Origin of the sequence: Pandoraea terrigena (genome assembly GCF_902459705.1) — a bacterium.
Taxonomy (GTDB): Bacteria; Pseudomonadota; Gammaproteobacteria; order Burkholderiales; family Burkholderiaceae; genus Pandoraea; species Pandoraea terrigena.
The window spans coordinates 86,932-102,927 of record NZ_CABPRU010000011.1 but is presented as its reverse complement, the minus strand read 5'-3'; the positions used below and the strand labels follow the sequence as shown (position 1 = coordinate 102,927).

At 60.5% G+C, this 15,996-nt stretch carries 16 protein-coding genes; 12 read left to right on the top strand and 4 right to left on the bottom strand.

Translation table 11 applies throughout. The features are described from left to right. Positions 1–93: 93 nt before the first annotated feature. Together PTE31013_RS19505 and PTE31013_RS19500 are read right to left on the bottom strand one after the other, a co-directional pair. Positions 94–909, bottom strand: coding sequence for a hypothetical protein (locus PTE31013_RS19505; protein ID WP_150609452.1), 816 nt, complete (start codon positions 907–909; stop codon positions 94–96). A 73-nt stretch (positions 910–982) separates the two neighbouring features. Next, positions 983–1,765, bottom strand: a complete 783-nt coding sequence (locus tag PTE31013_RS19500; RefSeq protein WP_150614359.1) for a hypothetical protein — start codon at positions 1,763–1,765, stop codon at positions 983–985. Positions 1,766–2,060: 295 nt separating this feature from the next. Between PTE31013_RS19500 and PTE31013_RS19495 the strand changes: the two genes are divergently transcribed. The 12 genes from PTE31013_RS19495 to PTE31013_RS19445 all read left to right on the top strand — a co-directional run bounded on the left by PTE31013_RS19495 (position 2,061) and on the right by PTE31013_RS19445 (position 12,119). Then, positions 2,061–2,426, top strand: coding sequence for a hypothetical protein (locus tag PTE31013_RS19495; RefSeq protein WP_150609448.1), 366 nt, complete (start codon positions 2,061–2,063; stop codon positions 2,424–2,426). Then, positions 2,423–2,566 carry a hypothetical protein gene (locus PTE31013_RS24905; protein ID WP_174966676.1) on the top strand — a complete coding sequence of 48 codons (144 nt, stop codon included), beginning with the start codon at positions 2,423–2,425 and terminating at the stop codon, positions 2,564–2,566. The genes PTE31013_RS19495 and PTE31013_RS24905 overlap by 4 nt, the downstream gene beginning before the upstream one ends. A 122-nt stretch (positions 2,567–2,688) precedes the next feature. Further along, positions 2,689–3,438 (top strand): hypothetical protein, encoded by a 750-nt coding sequence (locus PTE31013_RS24900; protein ID WP_174978639.1) that lies wholly within the window; start codon positions 2,689–2,691, stop codon positions 3,436–3,438. Between the two features lie 305 nt (positions 3,439–3,743). Then, on the top strand, positions 3,744–4,208 hold the full coding sequence (locus PTE31013_RS19485; protein ID WP_150614358.1) for a hypothetical protein: 465 nt from the start codon (positions 3,744–3,746) through the stop codon (positions 4,206–4,208). A gap of 329 nt (positions 4,209–4,537) precedes the next feature. Next, a complete protein-coding gene (locus PTE31013_RS19480) occupies positions 4,538–4,972 on the top strand; it encodes a hypothetical protein (RefSeq protein ID WP_150609443.1) in 435 nt (144 codons plus the stop codon). A 542-nt stretch (positions 4,973–5,514) separates the two neighbouring features. Next, positions 5,515–6,597, top strand: a complete 1,083-nt coding sequence (locus tag PTE31013_RS19475; RefSeq protein WP_150614357.1) for a hypothetical protein — start codon at positions 5,515–5,517, stop codon at positions 6,595–6,597. A 159-nt stretch (positions 6,598–6,756) separates the two neighbouring features. Next, positions 6,757–7,797: a hypothetical protein gene (locus PTE31013_RS19470; RefSeq protein WP_150614356.1), complete on the top strand. Its 1,041-nt coding sequence runs from the start codon at positions 6,757–6,759 to the stop codon at positions 7,795–7,797. A 154-nt stretch (positions 7,798–7,951) separates the two neighbouring features. Next, a complete protein-coding gene (locus PTE31013_RS19465; RefSeq protein WP_150609437.1) occupies positions 7,952–8,305 on the top strand; it encodes a hypothetical protein in 354 nt (117 codons plus the stop codon). Between the two features lie 124 nt (positions 8,306–8,429). Continuing rightward, positions 8,430–8,807, top strand: coding sequence for a hypothetical protein (locus tag PTE31013_RS19460; protein WP_150609435.1), 378 nt, complete (start codon positions 8,430–8,432; stop codon positions 8,805–8,807). 299 nt (positions 8,808–9,106) lie between these two features. Next, positions 9,107–9,583: a hypothetical protein gene (locus PTE31013_RS19455; protein ID WP_150609433.1), complete on the top strand. Its 477-nt coding sequence runs from the start codon at positions 9,107–9,109 to the stop codon at positions 9,581–9,583. 263 nt (positions 9,584–9,846) lie between these two features. Further along, positions 9,847–10,668, top strand: a complete 822-nt coding sequence (locus PTE31013_RS19450; protein WP_150609430.1) for a hypothetical protein — start codon at positions 9,847–9,849, stop codon at positions 10,666–10,668. Between the two features lie 425 nt (positions 10,669–11,093). Continuing rightward, entirely contained in the window at positions 11,094–12,119 is a 1,026-nt protein-coding gene (locus PTE31013_RS19445) for a hypothetical protein (RefSeq protein ID WP_150609428.1), read from the top strand. A gap of 315 nt (positions 12,120–12,434) precedes the next feature. Here PTE31013_RS19445 and PTE31013_RS19440 read toward each other — a convergent pair whose 3' ends face one another. Continuing rightward, entirely contained in the window at positions 12,435–13,667 is a 1,233-nt protein-coding gene (locus PTE31013_RS19440; protein ID WP_150609426.1) for a site-specific DNA-methyltransferase, read from the bottom strand. A 79-nt stretch (positions 13,668–13,746) separates the two neighbouring features. Then, positions 13,747–15,555, bottom strand: a complete 1,809-nt coding sequence (locus PTE31013_RS19435) for a DNA cytosine methyltransferase (protein ID WP_246174733.1) — start codon at positions 15,553–15,555, stop codon at positions 13,747–13,749. Positions 15,556–15,996: the final 441 nt, after the last annotated feature.

Here is a 15,996-nt window from a genome sequence, read left to right as displayed (position 1 = left end):
GCTTGTGGGGGTATGCGTGCGACGGGAAGCGCGGCGGCTCATGTGGTCTCCTGTAGCTGGTCCCCAACTGTCCCGAATTCACGAAGCATAAAATCAGTTGCCCTTAAGTACGCCTGAAAGCCAACCGAAGAGACGGCCCGAGCCAGCGTCCGGCGCTGCGTCGTCGACGTCGAGGGCCTTGTCTTCTTCGGTGTCCGGCCCATACGGTAAGCGCGCGTACTTGCAGTCAGGGCAGGAGCGTTGTTCGGGATCGATGTCCAGACGCATCTTGATGCCGTCAGCGACGCGCAGGCTGATGACTGTCTCGGGGTCGATTTTTGCGTCGATGAGGACGTGGCGAAACCAGTTCCAGACGCCCGGGTGACCGAGAATGTTCTCGAGTCCGTACGTGTCTATCCAGTCGCGACAGACGGGCGGGCGGCGTGCGTAGTGCGTGTGCACCTTGCCGTCGAGCTCGAAATAGATGAAGACGCGCGGCCGTGGCCACGAGTATGTCGCGCTGAGGTGCTTTGCCTCCCACGCGCGCAGGGCCACGGGATTGAGCTGCCGGCCGGCGATGCGCCGCTGCACCTCAACGTCGATCGCGCCGCCCTTGTGCTCGAACTCGTCCAGGTCGAGAAGTTCGGCGATGACGGGATGGCCGTCTTCGAAAACACTTTCGTTCAGCGTTACCGCGCACACGATGATCTTGTCCCGAGCGGGCACATACAGTCCGAGATAGCCGCACTCCTGATCCGTGTAGCTCAGAAGAACCGCGAACCCGGTGCGCACGGCGGCCTCGAGATCAGACGGTGGTAAGCAGGCCACCGACTGCGCCTGCTCGCGCGCGAGGCGGCCCAGACGGATATCGCCTATGACATGGCTATAGCGACTTAGCGCGTGGCGGCGCTTACCTTCTCGTATGCTCAAGCGAAAACCTCAGGTGGAACAGGGCCAATCGAGTTTACGCGATTTCCGTCCTATCGGCGGATTCCGGCAGAACTTAACGAGCCAACTGATCTTCTTGAGCTGCGCTCGCCGGGGCGAAATCGGAGAACATACCATTGGCCGGGTTTTGACCCGAGCAGCATGAGCATGGTAGCGCCGCCGCACTAACGTCGAGCTCAACAGGATGGGTGTCCGCGATGCGGATCGCGACCACACGCTCGATCGGGAGGCCATGCTGCTCTGCCTGAGCGCGGTACCAGTCGAGGAAGCCAGGGTGGCCAGCCGCTTGTTCGAGCGAGTGCGTCTCCACGAAGTCGCGGCAAACCGGGGCGTTGTGAAACACCATCTGCGCCGGACGCGCCCCGGGCGCGTCATCGTCGCGGCGGAACCAGGTCGTGACGCGGTATCGCGCCGCCGGCAGCACGCCACCGAAGTAGCGCAGCTCCCAAGCGCGGAACGCCACCGGGTCGAGCGCCTGGAAGGCTGCCGTGCGCATGCGTGCGACCGAGATTGGGCCCGCGTCGTTCTCGAACTGCACCTGTGTGAGCACCGTAACAATACAGGGAGGGGCATCCGGCGCCGGATGGTGCGCGAGGACGGCGACAAAAAACGCGTCCTGTTCCAGGTTGTAGAATAAGTGATAGGTGCGGATCCGGTCACCTGTTTCGCTCTGCCACGGCAGAATAATAGCGCCGCCCCGGGCGATGAAACTGCGCAGGCGCTCGCCATGGAGGCCAGTACGGGAAAGGGTGCGCTCGCAGGCGTGTAACGTCAGGTGCAGGCCCGCCATGCGGGGGCGAAGTTCGTGGCCGATGGCCGACGGGTTGGCGTAATGCATGATGTGCTCCGTGTGATGCCTTTCGGCGGTAGAAACGCCTTCATGCTCTCCCACGGCCCCTTGAATGCAACTGGGGCACGCCCAGCGGCGCTTGTCACTCCGGCATCAGCCCCGGTTTCGCTCACGCCAAATCGCGTGTGCTATAGTCCTACCCAGCCGTTAGATCGGCATCCCACCTCAAGGCGCCAGCCGCCACACCAAAAATCTGCTGCAGCTTTGCCGGGTCACGCCATCCCGCAGAGCGTGATGCTCCCTCTTTTTTCAACAGCCCCAAGCGGGCAACAGGGGGAAAGCCATGAAATCCATCTTCGAGGTCCGGATCCACTGGGCGGAAGACGATGACGAGCAGGGAACCTTCACTGGGCAGGCCGAAGCCAGTACCAGGGACGAAGCGATCGACGCCGTGGCGCGGGAGATGGCGGTATGTCGAGACGGTTGCGGTTCGGCTGCAAGCGAGGAAGAGATCCGGGGATTCATTGAACGCGCTCGTGCGCGCGTCGACCATGTCTGGAGCATCACTGAGCACGTGTTCAGCGACCTGCAGATGGTGCTGGAAAGCGAACTGCAGGGCCGCCGTCTAGACCCCGCTGCGCTCGTCTCCCTCATAAGCGAGAACCTCGATCGTATCGCTCCGGCCGCCGACAACCGGAGGGCCGCGTGAATATGAAGTTCGGTGGCTACGAACCAGAAGTCATTTACAGCTGGCCCAGCTGCTTCGAACGCATCGAGCTGGAGTGTGTCCGTGAAGGCGACGGGCGCTGTGAAGTCGACAACAAGGCGCCTGAGATTTTCGCCGCGTAATCCATGAACGCACCTGATTCGCCCTTGGGGCGGGTTGGGTGCGGCTCTGGCCATCAAGCATGCCCCGAGCCATCGCTCGCTCCTCTTTCGACCGCCTTTTCAAGGCATAAATGGAGCACACCATGAATCCGAAAGCCAACGAAGCGAAGAGAACTGACAGCGTTCCGATCATCCCGCGCACGTTCTTCCCGTACTCGGTGAAGGTCATCGCGACGGACACTTGCTATCCGATCGACTTCGAAGCAAAGGGGCTTCTTTACGAGACGGGCGACGTCGTGATCGAGTACCCGTTCAAGGACCAGGCGGGCAATGCTCCTCAGCTTGAGGACGATGGCGCCGCAATCGACATCCACACTATTGTCTTGCCGAATGGCGTGGAGATGGACAGACACGACTGGACGGAAGTCGCGGATGCACCAACTTTCGACCGCCGGCTGATGGCATCGCTCTGCATGATGGGTGATGCGGAGTTCGACTATGGAGAAGGCGGTGGCACGCTCCTGTTCGAGCAAGCCGTCCAGGCCAAGGCGAACGTGTGCAAGCTGAACGGTCTGCCGTACGCTTTCCTCCTCGGGCAACTAGGGATCAAGGAAGAGGGGGCGGCGCGTGTGTTCGGCGCGCCGCAGACGGTTCTTTCGCTGATGATGCAGGACGTCGTCGACGACTATGACATACCGGACCAGGTGCCGGAGTGGAAATGGGTGGAAACGAACGCTGCCTACGTCCACAGTCGCAACGGTAAGTACGGCGTTTGGGAGTTTATGCTAAACCTCAGTGTCACGTTCAAAGGTGATCCAGGCCGCCTCGGGCCGGTGATCGCTGCCGCGCGTGCTGAGGGAGCGGCGTACATTCTCATCCATCAGGGAACCTGAAACGCATCCGGGACACCTCCTCGCGCCGCCAGTATGGGGCGCGGGCGTGGTGGGCCAGCTTTATGTTCGACCTGGCGTCGCGACCAGTCAATCTGACGCTCACGATGCGATGCGACCGTGTCGCACCCCGATGTCTGGGATCGGAACCAGGCCACCTTGTGGAAGCAGCTCGGGGGCTAGGTGATGCACATCATCGGATGGTCGGAGAATTAATTCCCCGCGACGTTCGGCCAGGCCTATGCCTCGCCGAGCCTTAGGCTCTCTCGTTTTCTAACCACCCCGACGGGGTATCAAAGGAGAACGATATGAACGGCAATACTCAATCGCAACGTCCGGAAATCCGAGATTCGCTGGGTGCTGTGGTGCCCGGTACGGGAATGCTGGTCGGCGCGGGCGTTTCGGCGGTAGACCGGCTGACTTACGCAATGGACCGGGCGGCGGAGTTCCTTCGGGATACGTTCGACGTCTCAGTCGAGAAGCGTTACAACAGCAACGGTCGTTCTGGTGGAGCCTTCGTCATCACGGATCCCGACGCTCGCGGTATCGGAAGCAACAGCTCGATTGGCATCTCGGTCGGTTTGACCGCGGAAGACAGTCTGCGCGTCAATGTCTACGTCGAGGCCGTGTACCTGTACGACACGACGCTGGCGACGAGAGAAGGGAGCATGTTCGGAGCGTATGCGTATCACCCAGTCGGCTCGGTCGAGGAGGCGCTCAAGTGGATCGCTGAGAACGCCAAGGTACCGAGAATCAATAGCGACTCGGTCTAGTCCGGGATCAGGTAAGGGGCACGTACTATCCGAGCGTGGAGAAGGTGCCGAAATACCGTATGGACGGCCGATCTGTGGTGCCGGTTCTGGCCGCAGTTCATCAACCTTAAATTTGCCCGCCGCGCCGCCCATCTGGGCGGCCGGTGCGGCCGATAACCAGCACCTTCCGGGGTTTAGTCGCCCCCACGCCGTTAGTTCGGCATCTCAGGGTGCACAACCCTTTTCAATCCTCCAAGCCGCATCGCTGCGGCTCGGCCAGTCCGCCAGACTCGCCGAGCTCTCGCTCACTCCTCATCAACTGCCCGACTAGGGCATCACAGGAGCGACGCATGAACAGCGACACCAAAACGAAATCGACGAACGCGAAGTACGTGGTCATGGACGAGCACACGCTCGGATATTTGATCGATGAGACGCCGAACGTCATGGGCGTGCTCGCCGGCAGCGTGAAGCGCAGAGGTCACAACCCCATGAACGGACCTGCGACGATCGTGCACGGGAACACGCGCCTTCGACCTGCGAACGAGATCGACTTCGAATTCTTCCGGGTCGCGCTTCCATCGGACTTCAACGCGGATGATGCTGCCGGAGATTGCCAGATCGAGGCCGCGCCGAAGGAGCTTGCTGGTTGGGTGAAGGCTCTGGTCAAAGTCACATCCGAGTTGGTGCAGGCGGTGGAATATACGCCACTCGGCGTCCGGGGCATAAAGGCTGTACAGGCAGCCAAGAAGGCGCTGGGTAACATACCTGGCTCGGGGTGCTGAGCAACGACTGATCGGGATGTGCCAGTTCTCCCACCTTTGATGCTGAAGCGACGTGCCTAGCTTTGCTTCGTCGCGGCCCAGATTCATGGCGGACCCGATAGCCCTGCTCACAAAGCAGGTGACTAGGGAGGGCGGCATCGTCGAGATGTGGCACTTGGTGACGCCTGAGCAGTAACAGGCCTTCATGGAAAACGATTCAGTGCGAGAGCGCTTGGAGCCAAATCTGCCAAATGAGGTCTTCGCTACAGCATGACCGGAGCGGAGTGTCGACCAGCAGATCGCGCACAAGCCAGCGGCGTAGAGGAAGTAACCCGTCAACCTGAAACCAGCCCACCGAGCCGCCCACTGGGGCGGCCGGTGCGGCCCAGAATCCGCGCCTCCTGTGGTATATTATTTGCACGCCGTTAATTCGGCATCTCAGGGCTCTTAGCCCGTCTCGATCCTCCAAGCCGCATCGCTGCGGTTCGGCCAGTCCGCTAGACTCGCCGAGCTCTACGCTCCCTAATTTTCAACAGCCCCATTTGGGCAATTAGGAGCGAACCATGAACAGCAAAGTCGAATCGCAACTGTCGCAATGCCTTCGCCACGCCGTTGAGCGTGTGCGAATCGCCAACGCGGAAGGCAACCCCATTCTGTCGGCGTGGCTCCCGGACGCGGAGGCTTTGCTGGGCTTGCCGAAGGGGACATCGCCTATTGGCGCGCGGACCGTCTACTGTGCCGCGCTGGAAGGTGACACGGTTGGCGGCGTCGACTGGTATCCAAATGCGTCCACCCGCGCGGAGAAGCACCACGACCAGAAGGACGTTTGGTTCGATCTCCACGTTCCGGAGGGCGCATCGAACGACGAGATCACAGCTCTGGCGGATCGAGCAGCGTGGGAGAAGTGGTACGACGCTGGGCGGCTTGAATGCCGAAAGATTGCCAGGAAGCTCCCGGGACATAGCCTGGAGGTCGACTTCATTTCCGTGTGGGCAGAGGGCAACGTCAAGTCCAAGGCGAAACTGGACTTCATATCCGGCCACGTATTTGACATCGAGATGTCTGACGAAGGCGCAGACTACGTGACGCTCATGACCGAGAACATCGTAGTCGGCAACAAGGTTATGCCCGTTTCGAAGCGGGACGGGGATGGATACTTCCTGAGCGCCGAACATCTAGCGAGGCTGACGGACCCGCATTCGGTGACGTATGAATCGGGCACCGCAGTCGAAATCGATTTCCACGACAAGGCGGTGATAGGGTTCGTGAATACGGACTTCAACGCTTTGAACGTGGTATCGGCCAGCGTCGACGGTACGGTGTTCGTTTTCCACTACACGGAGATCTTGGGGACGGTGACGTCCCAGGTCCTGGCCGAGCGGTATCCGGTCAAGGGCTCGATGCCGCTGCCAGTTGTTCACCAACTGTATCAACTGCGCGAGGCGGAATTTGAAAGGCTAAGCCAGCGTGACATGATCGTGGCGGCCGACCTGCGGGGTTTGGATCGCGGCGTTCGCTTCGCAATCGCGGATATGCTCTTCGCGAAGTGCGATGCTGCTGCCCGTCATGCGCTCCTGAACGACGAACACCCACACGTGCGGAGCAGCGCAGCCATTTCGCAGTCGGATCTTCAGATCGCTTCGTAATCGCCGTTCCGGCAAAGGAAACCAAGCCCGCCGTGCCTCCCCTCGTGGGGGGGGCGGCGTGGCGCACAACAGTTGTCAGGTTCGACAAGGCAAGCCGTCTTGCCGAGCTGCATGCTTCTTCCTTTTTTCAACGGCCCAACGGGCAAAAAGGATAGAGCGATGACTAGCAATATTCAAACGAAAGCACCGGAACCTCAGGCAGCTACGTGGTTCGTTGGCGTGCTGCAAGAGCGCAACGGTGAGTATATGTATGGGCACAAGGTTCTGCTGCAGGTCTGCGGCTCACCGGAAGACAAGCTCCGCGACATCGCCCAGTCGTTTTACGACGAAGAGGGCGAGCCGAGCGACAACGGTTTCTATCACAACGGTCGTGAGCTTTTCCTTTCGCCCGCCAGCGTGACGCCCATCGAAGAGAACGAAGCCAAGGTCCTTCAACGCTTCCTCGTGGTCTGCAGCGACGATGCGGCTATCGAGTGGATGTCGGTCGAATCTGCGGAGGCTACCAACCCGGAGAAAGCATGGCACGACGTGTGTAATGTTCAGGGCTGGAACGCGGAGTCGCAGATCATCCACCTCGAAGGCTTTCTGCGCGATCGCAACCTCTTCACCGAGTTCGCAGCCTATGCGAAGCGATCTGCTGATGAGGAGGACGAGGCTGGCGCCTCTGACGTGAACGCGGCCCAGATCCTGCTGACGCCTTCGGTGGCGGCTGCGGTCTACACCGACGCAAAGAGCATCACCGTCAAATTCGATGCGGCCGCGTGGTTCGCGGTAGCGACCGATCAGGCAATCATCGACCTGCACGGTATCGGTTGGACGGGAGATTATGCAGCGGATGACGTGGCGAGGCACTTCGAGGACAGCAACCCGGATATCGAGGGACTGTTTGCATTTTGCCGAGCCACGAACGGTACTCGTGAGCAGCAAGGCTTCGAGTGCTTGGTGGACGAGCGCGAGGCGATGGGCTGGCTGAGGCAACATCGCCGTGGCCTCTGGGCCCGCCTCCTGTGCGAAGACAACAATGTCAAGCTAGTCGAAGCCCAGAAGCCTGAAGTTCACGGCATGTGGAATTGGCTGGGCGATGAAGGCAACGGGTGCGAGCGTAGCTTTGCGACGGTCGACGAGGCGGCGCTCAACGCCGTCGACGTCCTCAAACTCGAAGTGGCCGTTCATGCGGGCCAGCCGACGCCGAGCGAGTAACGTATCAACCTAGTTTTGGCTCTGCCGCGCTGCCCTTCGGGGCGGCCGGCAGAACCCCGATCCCGATTATCCGGTTCAGCCAGGCAACGTGCCTCGCTGAGCCCGAGGCTCACTTCTGATCAACAGCCTCACTGAGGTAAAAAGGGAGTTCCTCATGAACAGCAACGCTCACGTCGATGCCACTGCGCAGCGTACGCTCGAGATCATATCGGTCTCGCTCGACGAAGGCCCATCCTATCAGGCCTATAGCTGCGGCGAGCGCTGGAACGGGTGGCATTGCCCGTACTTTACCTTCGAGGAAGCAATGAAGGTCACAGAGCATCCGCATCTTGTGGGGCTCAAGTACGTCGCGGAAAAAGACCAATTCATCCTAGATGATCCAGATTACGTCAACGATCCGATGTACGTGCCCGAGATCTTCGAGCCAGAAACCGTAACGGTGGATGGCCGGCAGATCAAGCTCTACGCGATCGGTGCGTTTGGCTGGTGCTGGAACAAGAACGACTGACCGTCATCAACGCGCAACGGAAGCCCGCCGATGACCCATCGGGTTTCCCCGTCCGTTCGGACGGGAAAGCCACTGCGGCTTGACTCTTTACCCACAGCCCATGAGGGCATCAAGGACGAAAATCATGAATTGCAACACGACCCGTACCATCGAAGCGATCGACGCAGAGATCGCAAAGCTGCAGGTAGAGCGCGCGCAACTCGTTCGTGCCAGGAAGGATGACCTGAAGTTCGGACAACACGACAAGGTCGCCGTCGGCACGCCGGGGCGCCTCGTCACAATGGACGAAAGGCCGATCGCCGGCTCGTACGAGGTGATGAATGGTATGAGCGGCATCACGACCGCGACGCGCAAGCCGGACGGCTCACTTAGCTTCGATTTTGAAGGCGGAACCGAGGTGTACTGGGACGGCCAGCGGACGGTCCGGAGCCCTTTGGAAGAAATCTTGTTCGTCGACGAAGACGGTGAATTCGTTCACGAAAGCCAAGTCAAGCTCGTCTGAGTCGATGGCTAGGAAGGTGAGGACGAGGAGAGCGGCGAATAAGTGCCGCTCGCCTTTGCTTGTTCCATGGAAACCACGCTCGCCGGCATCCCGTCATGGGACGCCGGCGGCGGTATCTTCGCGATATCTCTCCGTGATATAGTGACAGCAGCCGTTAAATTGGCATCTCAGGAAACGGCATTTTTTGCCGGCCGATACCTTCTTCAAAGAACCTTTTCCGTCGACGAGACCGAAAAGCGTCAAATAGCGTCAGCTTCTCTCCTTTTTCATCGCCCTGTTAGGGCCTCAAAGGGGAACTCATGAACCGCAATTCGAACGACTACGTCCAGGTTGCCGAGCGCCTTGCTGTCGTGAGCAGACACGGCGGATTGTGCGTCGTCACGTTGGATCAGGACGGTCACGATCGCACCTGCGACTATTGGTACTTGGTTAAGACGGACTGCTGCACCGCGCATACCGCCTTCAACAAGCGGGAACATTTGCTGAAGTGGCTCGATGGACTCGGACTAACGCTCGACGGCGAACTTCCGCCGCATGGAACTCGCGGTGTCGTGTGGGTCCGCGGAGAGTATCGCAAGGCGATGCATCTCTCCTACGCCCTGTTCGACCGACACCGAGCTAGAGGGGCTATCGGCCGGGCGCTGTCGAATGGGGATTACACCATGTCGATCATTACCCGAGATGAAGATGGCGTCCACACGATCCATGTGTTGAATCCAAATCTGACTTTGCGCACGGTGTACGACTATAAGGAAAGTCGCGCGATGGTGGGCTAGTTTTCAGGTCCAGAAGTCTAGCGTGCGGTCTGCCGCCCGGCAATCATGAAGCGAGTCCGACCGGCATCCCGACACGGGTGTCGGCCGGGTCTTGCCACAGTGCTGATAATGCACGTCGGCGATAACCTGCAACCTTAGGGATTCCCCCATTTTTCAACAGCCCAACGGGCATCAATGACCTGATGTTCAAGCAGTCACTGACTGCCTGAGCGCGAGTCGCTCTCGCTTTTTCAGTCGCCTCAGAGAGGCAAAAGGAGAGCACCATGAATGGGAAACGCTTCAAGACGAACATTGAATACTACGTTTGGCATGGCGAAGGAGAGTGTGACAATAAAACGCACGATCTTCGTGAAGCACTGCATATCCGTACCGATTTGATCGCGGACGGCCATAAGTCGGTCTATATCACCGACAACCATGACGACGAGGTCGACGATAACTACATCGCGCGCCTGTTCGTCAACGTGCGACTGGTCAGCGAGAAGGTCGGCAATTCGGAAGACGAGGGCGCGGCAGGCCTGTATAAGGTCAACTTCGGCCAGGCAGTCCAGAATGATCAGACACTGTGTCGCGAAGAACTTGCCGAGATCGCGCTCAAGGTCTTCCACGGCCATCAGGGTATCGAGGACCTATCGGATTTCGAGATCGAGGTAGTCGATGTGTTCGGCTGTGCGGTCGAACCCGGTATCGACTACGAGGGTTTCGGCGAAGATGACGGCGACGTCGAGAAGATCACCGAGCCACTGACCGAGCTGCACGAGTCGAAGGGCCCGGATAGCTTGCTCACGAAGCTCGGCAATCTCCGCTTTGCAAACCAAAGCCTCACGACCGCGCTGTCCGAAGTCGCCGCGTGCCTGGACGGACTGGGCCGAGCGATCACGTTCGATTCGGTCCACGGAAACGAAGTCGACTGGGTCACTCGTGCGCGTTACGTTGTAGAAGTGGCCCTCGGCCGCCGCGTGGCGTACCCGGATATCGACACGGTTGGGGAGTGGGTAGGCCTGCACTACCACCGCAACTTCGACGCTGAGCCGATCGAGAAGCGCGCGGAGTGGGTCGGGCGCTACATGGAATCCCATCAGTAACCTGAAGACGGCCCCGCCGTCATGAAACGCACCGTGTTTGCCGCGCCCCTTGGGGCCGGTGAACGCGGGTTTCTCCGCGGATTATCCGACTGTGCATTAGCGGACAAGCTGTCGTTGTTGCGTTCAGTGGCACCAAGAATCGCGGCCCGGTCCGCGCGATCGCGCTGCACGCCGCCACGGCCTGCGACAGGATGCTTCGGTCGGCACGGCGGCTTGTCTCCCGGCCGGCAGGGAACGAAGTTGGTCAAATGGCCATGCCTCGAAAGCTTTGGAGCTTCCGAGTCAGTTATTGCGAGCAACGTCTGGCTTCTTAATCGCCATCTAATGGCACGAGTTCGTTGACACCGATCAACAGCAATTTTCAAAGCCCGCGGGGACGCGCTCCCCGTTGGGGACGCCTCCCGCAATCAATTTGGAGAGGCAAAATGAATGCAGCGAAACTGTCGAAAGTTGAACACCGGGAATTCGAAATCCAGTTCGAAGACGTGGGATTCACGACCTCGGACCTTTCCGGTCGGGTACTCAGCGAATCCGAGGCGGCTGGCTTCACCGAAACCGCTACGAAGGAAAAAACTCTGCCGGCAGGAGTTGTGGCTATCGTCGGCGGTTACATCACTGATGATGATGGGCAAGGAGACAAGATCGGAAAGAAGGTATTCCTGTGCATAAAGCTGCGCGTATTGGCCGTCGACGAGGACGCAGCAGAGGCATTCACTCCACCGCGAGCATTGTTGGCCACGTTGGCAGACATGATGGTCAGGGACGGTGAAGGCAATATCGACCTGGATCTCGAAGGCAACTGGGAAGTCTCCGAAGGATCGGCCGAATTGGTGGGCTCGGTCCACGATGATGTCGACTCGAAGGAGCCGGAATCGGCGGCCGACAAGGCCTATCGCGTACACCTGTACGCCGTCGTCCGGGTGCCGGTCGAAGTGCCGAGTGCGTCGTCACAACTCAATGCCATAGAGAAAGCGGAAGCATCCGTGGATCTGTGCCGGGAATTCACGCGCGGTGAGTACGCGGATGAGGTTGTAGGAGCGCTGGTCGATGAAGTTGGAGATAGCGACGAATATCTCAACTCCAGAAACTACGTTCCTACGACGCAGTTCGATGCTGGGACGGAATGCTGGAAGGTGGAGTCGCAGCGGACCGAGGCGCAGCGCCATGCTGATTGCGACGGGGCGAAGCTCTTCTTTATCGAACTGCTGGCCTCCGTGGAAACGCTCGACGGGATTGCGGACGAGCATGGTATCAGAACGCTGACGGACCTGATGTACCTTCAGCAGGCAATCCTCAACGGTGAAGCCATTGAGGTCTGGCCCGGAGAAACCGCAGTTGCCAAGGTGCTTCAAACGCTGCCCTCGGCGGATCGTTGGCTGAAGTACACGGACCTTTCGGACGAATGGAAACAGCATTGCGAACGAGCGGATAATCCGTCGCCTCGCGTGTAACTATCAACCTGAAACCCTACCCGCCGTGCTCTTCGGAGCCGGCGGTTTTTTTATGGGGAAGCGAAGCGTCTATTGACCTCAATGGTCCTGAGTGAGACGCGTGACTAGCCCGACCTCGCGCGAAGCAACAGGTCATGCCTGAGGACGCCCATCTGACCGAGATAACCTATTACGTGTGCGAAGTAGCTAAGGCCGACGATTCATTCGGCGGCCACGCGAAACGGGTCTAGTTCAATTACAACCTCGTTCCGATCGATCTTCGGTCGTCGCGGGGATGTCGTCGCCCTGATGGGGGCGGACGCATCCTTTTCCGCTTCACGTGGTCAGCGGCAGGTGGATTTCGACGTCGTCATCAGTCGTGAAGCGTTCCGCACCGCCGCGCACATAATCGTAGACGAGCTCGGTCGACGCCCAGCGCCGCCCCTCGCTCTCGGCGGCGAGGCCCGTCGTCATCGACCCACCAAATGGATCCACGACCAGTTGCTCTGCTTCGGTCATGAAGCGGATCAGCTTACGCGCGAGCGCAAGCGGCATTGGTGCGCCGTGCGCCTCGAGGCCAAGCTCGCGGGCCCGCTTCTTGTACGCTCGCTGGCTAGCGCAGGTATTTGCCTCGTAGATCACGTTGCGCATGATCCGGCCTTCGGTCGGGTTGCTGTACGCCCCGAGCACCTGCCGGTGCGCGCCGTCGCTGCACACGCGCGCCTTCTTTACGCCACCCGCGGCAATGAACTTCTTGTGCTTCTCGGTATGCGGCTCTAGTACGCGGCGATTGTCGGCAATGCACTGGCGCGGATCGTTGCAGAACCAAAGCAGGTACTCGTAGCCCGTGTTCAGTTGCATTCGGTGTTTGCTCGCCCACTGGAAGGGGCCGGGCGCCTGGTTGCTCACCCATATCAGCTTGTCCATCAGGCGCAGACCAAGGCGATCGCACAGAGCGATGGTCAGGCGGTCCAGATACAGCGAGCGGGCGGGTGATCCCTCCTCGAAGATGTTCGGGGAGACGGACAAGACGATGTTGCCGCCAGGAACAAGGTTTTTCACGATCGGCTCGACATGCCGCGTGATGAAGTCGGTGTACTCGGCCTCGCTCGGGCCTCCGTACGCGCGGTGGCGGCGCAACGGGTAGGGCGGCGAAGTCAGACAAAGGAAGATCGGTTCGTTCCAGGACGAGAACACGCGGTGCGCATCGCCCCAGATCGCGATACCAAGCTTCGTGTCGAATGCGAGTACTGAAACGCCGGAGCGCGCCTTCCTGAGCTTCTGCTTGCCGGCTTCAGTTAGTTGCCAGACGCCGCGTGCGTCCTCTACACGCTCGAGCAAGCCTTGGGCCTTGAGCGACTGGCAGTGCCAGCGCACTTGGCGCTGCAGGAGGCTGCGCTGGGTCTTCTTCTCACCGACGGGGGATCGGGTGTTCATTTCCTGCATAGGGATTCCGGCGCGGCCGGCTGCGATTCGGTAAAGCTCCTGCATCGTGAGGCGGCCGCTCTCCGGCTGGGCGAAAGCGCCGCCCACGTGGTCGAACAGATCAAGCTGGCGGTCAGAGAACATGAGGCTGAGATTAGGAAAGTTGGATCACAGTTGCAGGATATGGGCAGGCGGCGCAGGTGCAAGCGCGCCGCCACTGCCGTCAGGCGACCAGCCGATCGCCACCGAGATGCGGCCCGCTGATCGTGCGACCACGGCCGACCGCCTTCGGATGGTCCGGCGGCACGACAAGGTGCGGCAGGTTCGCGCGAACGTAGGCAGCCGCCCAAAGCGGCGGGACGCTGTTGCCGCACATGTGGATCTGCTTGGTCAGACTGAACGGCCGGCCGTCGTGGCCTCGGTCGATAATGTAGTCGTGCGGGAAGCCCTGAGCAGTGAAAAGTTCGCGCGGCACAAGCATCCGGAGGTGTACGTCAACGATTGCGTACTGCACGCCACGGATATTCACGAGCACGCCGGAGATGTCGTCCTCGGCGCCCTCCGGGATAACTCCGTACCGGCGCAGAAATGCCGCCACGCGCTTCGCGCCTTCGAAGTCGTCCTGTGACAGGACGCACTCTACCAAGCCGTGGTGCTGGCCACCCGCGCTGATCGTGTGTAGCGGTGCTTCCACGCTGCGGGAATCGCAGTTGCCGCGCAGGTGCACGAGGTGGCACGTTACGAGCTGCTGCTGGCTGCCCTTCTGAGTGATGCTCGACATGGGCTCGCGCAGGTCGCGCCCGGGAACGCCGCGGACATCGTTGAACCCGCCGTTCATCTGGGCGAGGTACGCTACGCCCAGCGCGTGTTTCCCGCCACCGGCCACGATGGTGCCGAGAGGCTGCTTCAGATCGAGCACGCGAGGTGCTTGCCCTTTGCGCTCGCCGTAGCTGGTCTGTACGAGCACTGGCGCCGCGAAGGCGAATTCTCCGCGATGGGCGCTCGTTATTGTCGGCAGTGGGTGCGTGATCGGATGGACGCGGTCGCCTCCCTGGTGCGTTAGTGAGATGATGAACGGATTCGCCTCGCTCAGGACGTGTCGGCCGATGCCGACGGCGAGGCGGCGTTGCGTCGCGTCCGCCAGGGATTTCTTGCGGCCGAAAATACTCTTGCCCGGGATGGAGAAGTCGATCGCGTCGGCGGCCGGCTTGAACGGCAGTTTGTCATCGGTCGGGTCCTTGGCGTGGGTTGCTTCGGGCCAGACAATGGGCTCGCCGTCGCAACGCGCATACATCATCAGGCGTTCGCGGAAGGTGGCCACGCCTTGATTACAGGCGCGGTCGACGCGCCAGTCGACGACATAGCCCATGCCGCGCAGGATCGCCACGAAACGCTTCCACGTTTCGCCGAGGCGCTTCCGGTCGGGCACGAGGAACTGTGCCCGCAGCGGCACGTACTCGCCTTTGGATGCCACGGTTCCGTCCAGTTTCACAACGCGGCCGGTTTTCGGATCGCGCTTTGCGACCAACGGGCCCCACCTCAAAATGGGGCTGACATTTTCGAGAGAGATGCACTCCGGGCGCACCGTGCCAGCCCAGTAGATCGCCACCCATGAGAGGGCACGGATCTTTCGATCGCGCGGCTGGCCGCCCTTAGCTTGCGAGTGATCTCGGCAATCTGGTGACAAATGTAGTAACCCTACCGTTCGGCCATCCGCGACGTGGTAGGGGTTAACCTCGCGCACGTCTGCGATCAGATGATGCGTCTGTGGGTGGTTCGCCGCATGCATGCTGATCGCATCGGCGTTGTGGTTGAGCGCGAAGTCGGGATGGCGGTTGAGCGCGAGCTCGATACCTTCGGACATGCCCCCGCCACCAGCAAACAGGTCGACGATGATCTTTTCCTGAATGTCCAAGAGCATCTGGCGGCGGCGCGGTTGCGCCTGAATGTCGAATACGCTGTCTCGCTTCATCTGGTTCTCCATGCAGGTCTGTTCGCTAGTTTTCGGGGGCCGCGGGGCACGCCCGACCATGAAGCCAGTGTCCCTTGAGACCATGCGAATGCAACCTTGCTGGAGATATCCGCTGGAGTGTCTACCGGTGAACCCGTCCAGGATGGGCCAACGCCGCTGATTGCTCCTCCTGATCTGGGTTACCTGCCGCAGCCGCGTTGTCGTCGTCGGCGAGTCACGAGACTCTGGCGGTCGCAATTTCCACGGGCATGCCAACGACGCGGATGAGGGTGTTGCGAGCGATCTGAGTAAAGTCGAGCCGCCGGCCCTAAGCGTCAGGAGCGTCCCGCGCGGCCGAGCCTGCCCTGAACGAACCGTTCACCAGGCACACTCGCTTGGATCTCGCGTGTCTCATGCCTCCGCTGAGCACGACCAGAACGCGCCCATCGTGCGGAGGTGGATGAGGCTCCCACTTGCCCGAGAGATAGGATAATTCCTCCAGAGTACCCGCCGGCGAGGGAA

What these genes read in the sequence shown, in the direction of transcription:
- PTE31013_RS19455 (WP_150609433.1), top strand. Translation starts at nt 9,107, where the DNA reads ATGAACCGCAATTCGAACGACTACGTCCAGGTTGCCGAGCGCCTTGCT.
- PTE31013_RS19475 (WP_150614357.1), top strand. Translation starts at nt 5,515, where the DNA reads ATGAACAGCAAAGTCGAATCGCAACTGTCGCAATGCCTTCGCCACGCC.
- PTE31013_RS24900 (WP_174978639.1), top strand. Translation starts at nt 2,689, where the DNA reads ATGAATCCGAAAGCCAACGAAGCGAAGAGAACTGACAGCGTTCCGATC.
- PTE31013_RS19470 (WP_150614356.1), top strand. Translation starts at nt 6,757, where the DNA reads ATGACTAGCAATATTCAAACGAAAGCACCGGAACCTCAGGCAGCTACG.
- PTE31013_RS19480 (WP_150609443.1), top strand. Translation starts at nt 4,538, where the DNA reads ATGAACAGCGACACCAAAACGAAATCGACGAACGCGAAGTACGTGGTC.
- PTE31013_RS19450 (WP_150609430.1), top strand. Translation starts at nt 9,847, where the DNA reads ATGAATGGGAAACGCTTCAAGACGAACATTGAATACTACGTTTGGCAT.
- PTE31013_RS19485 (WP_150614358.1), top strand. Translation starts at nt 3,744, where the DNA reads ATGAACGGCAATACTCAATCGCAACGTCCGGAAATCCGAGATTCGCTG.
- PTE31013_RS19465 (WP_150609437.1), top strand. Translation starts at nt 7,952, where the DNA reads ATGAACAGCAACGCTCACGTCGATGCCACTGCGCAGCGTACGCTCGAG.
- PTE31013_RS19500 (WP_150614359.1), bottom strand. Translation starts at nt 1,765, where the DNA reads ATGCATTACGCCAACCCGTCGGCCATCGGCCACGAACTTCGCCCCCGC.
- PTE31013_RS19460 (WP_150609435.1), top strand. Translation starts at nt 8,430, where the DNA reads ATGAATTGCAACACGACCCGTACCATCGAAGCGATCGACGCAGAGATC.
- PTE31013_RS19440 (WP_150609426.1), bottom strand. Translation starts at nt 13,667, where the DNA reads ATGTTCTCTGACCGCCAGCTTGATCTGTTCGACCACGTGGGCGGCGCT.
- PTE31013_RS19495 (WP_150609448.1), top strand. Translation starts at nt 2,061, where the DNA reads ATGAAATCCATCTTCGAGGTCCGGATCCACTGGGCGGAAGACGATGAC.
- PTE31013_RS19445 (WP_150609428.1), top strand. Translation starts at nt 11,094, where the DNA reads ATGAATGCAGCGAAACTGTCGAAAGTTGAACACCGGGAATTCGAAATC.
- PTE31013_RS19435 (WP_246174733.1), bottom strand. Translation starts at nt 15,555, where the DNA reads ATGGTCGGGCGTGCCCCGCGGCCCCCGAAAACTAGCGAACAGACCTGC.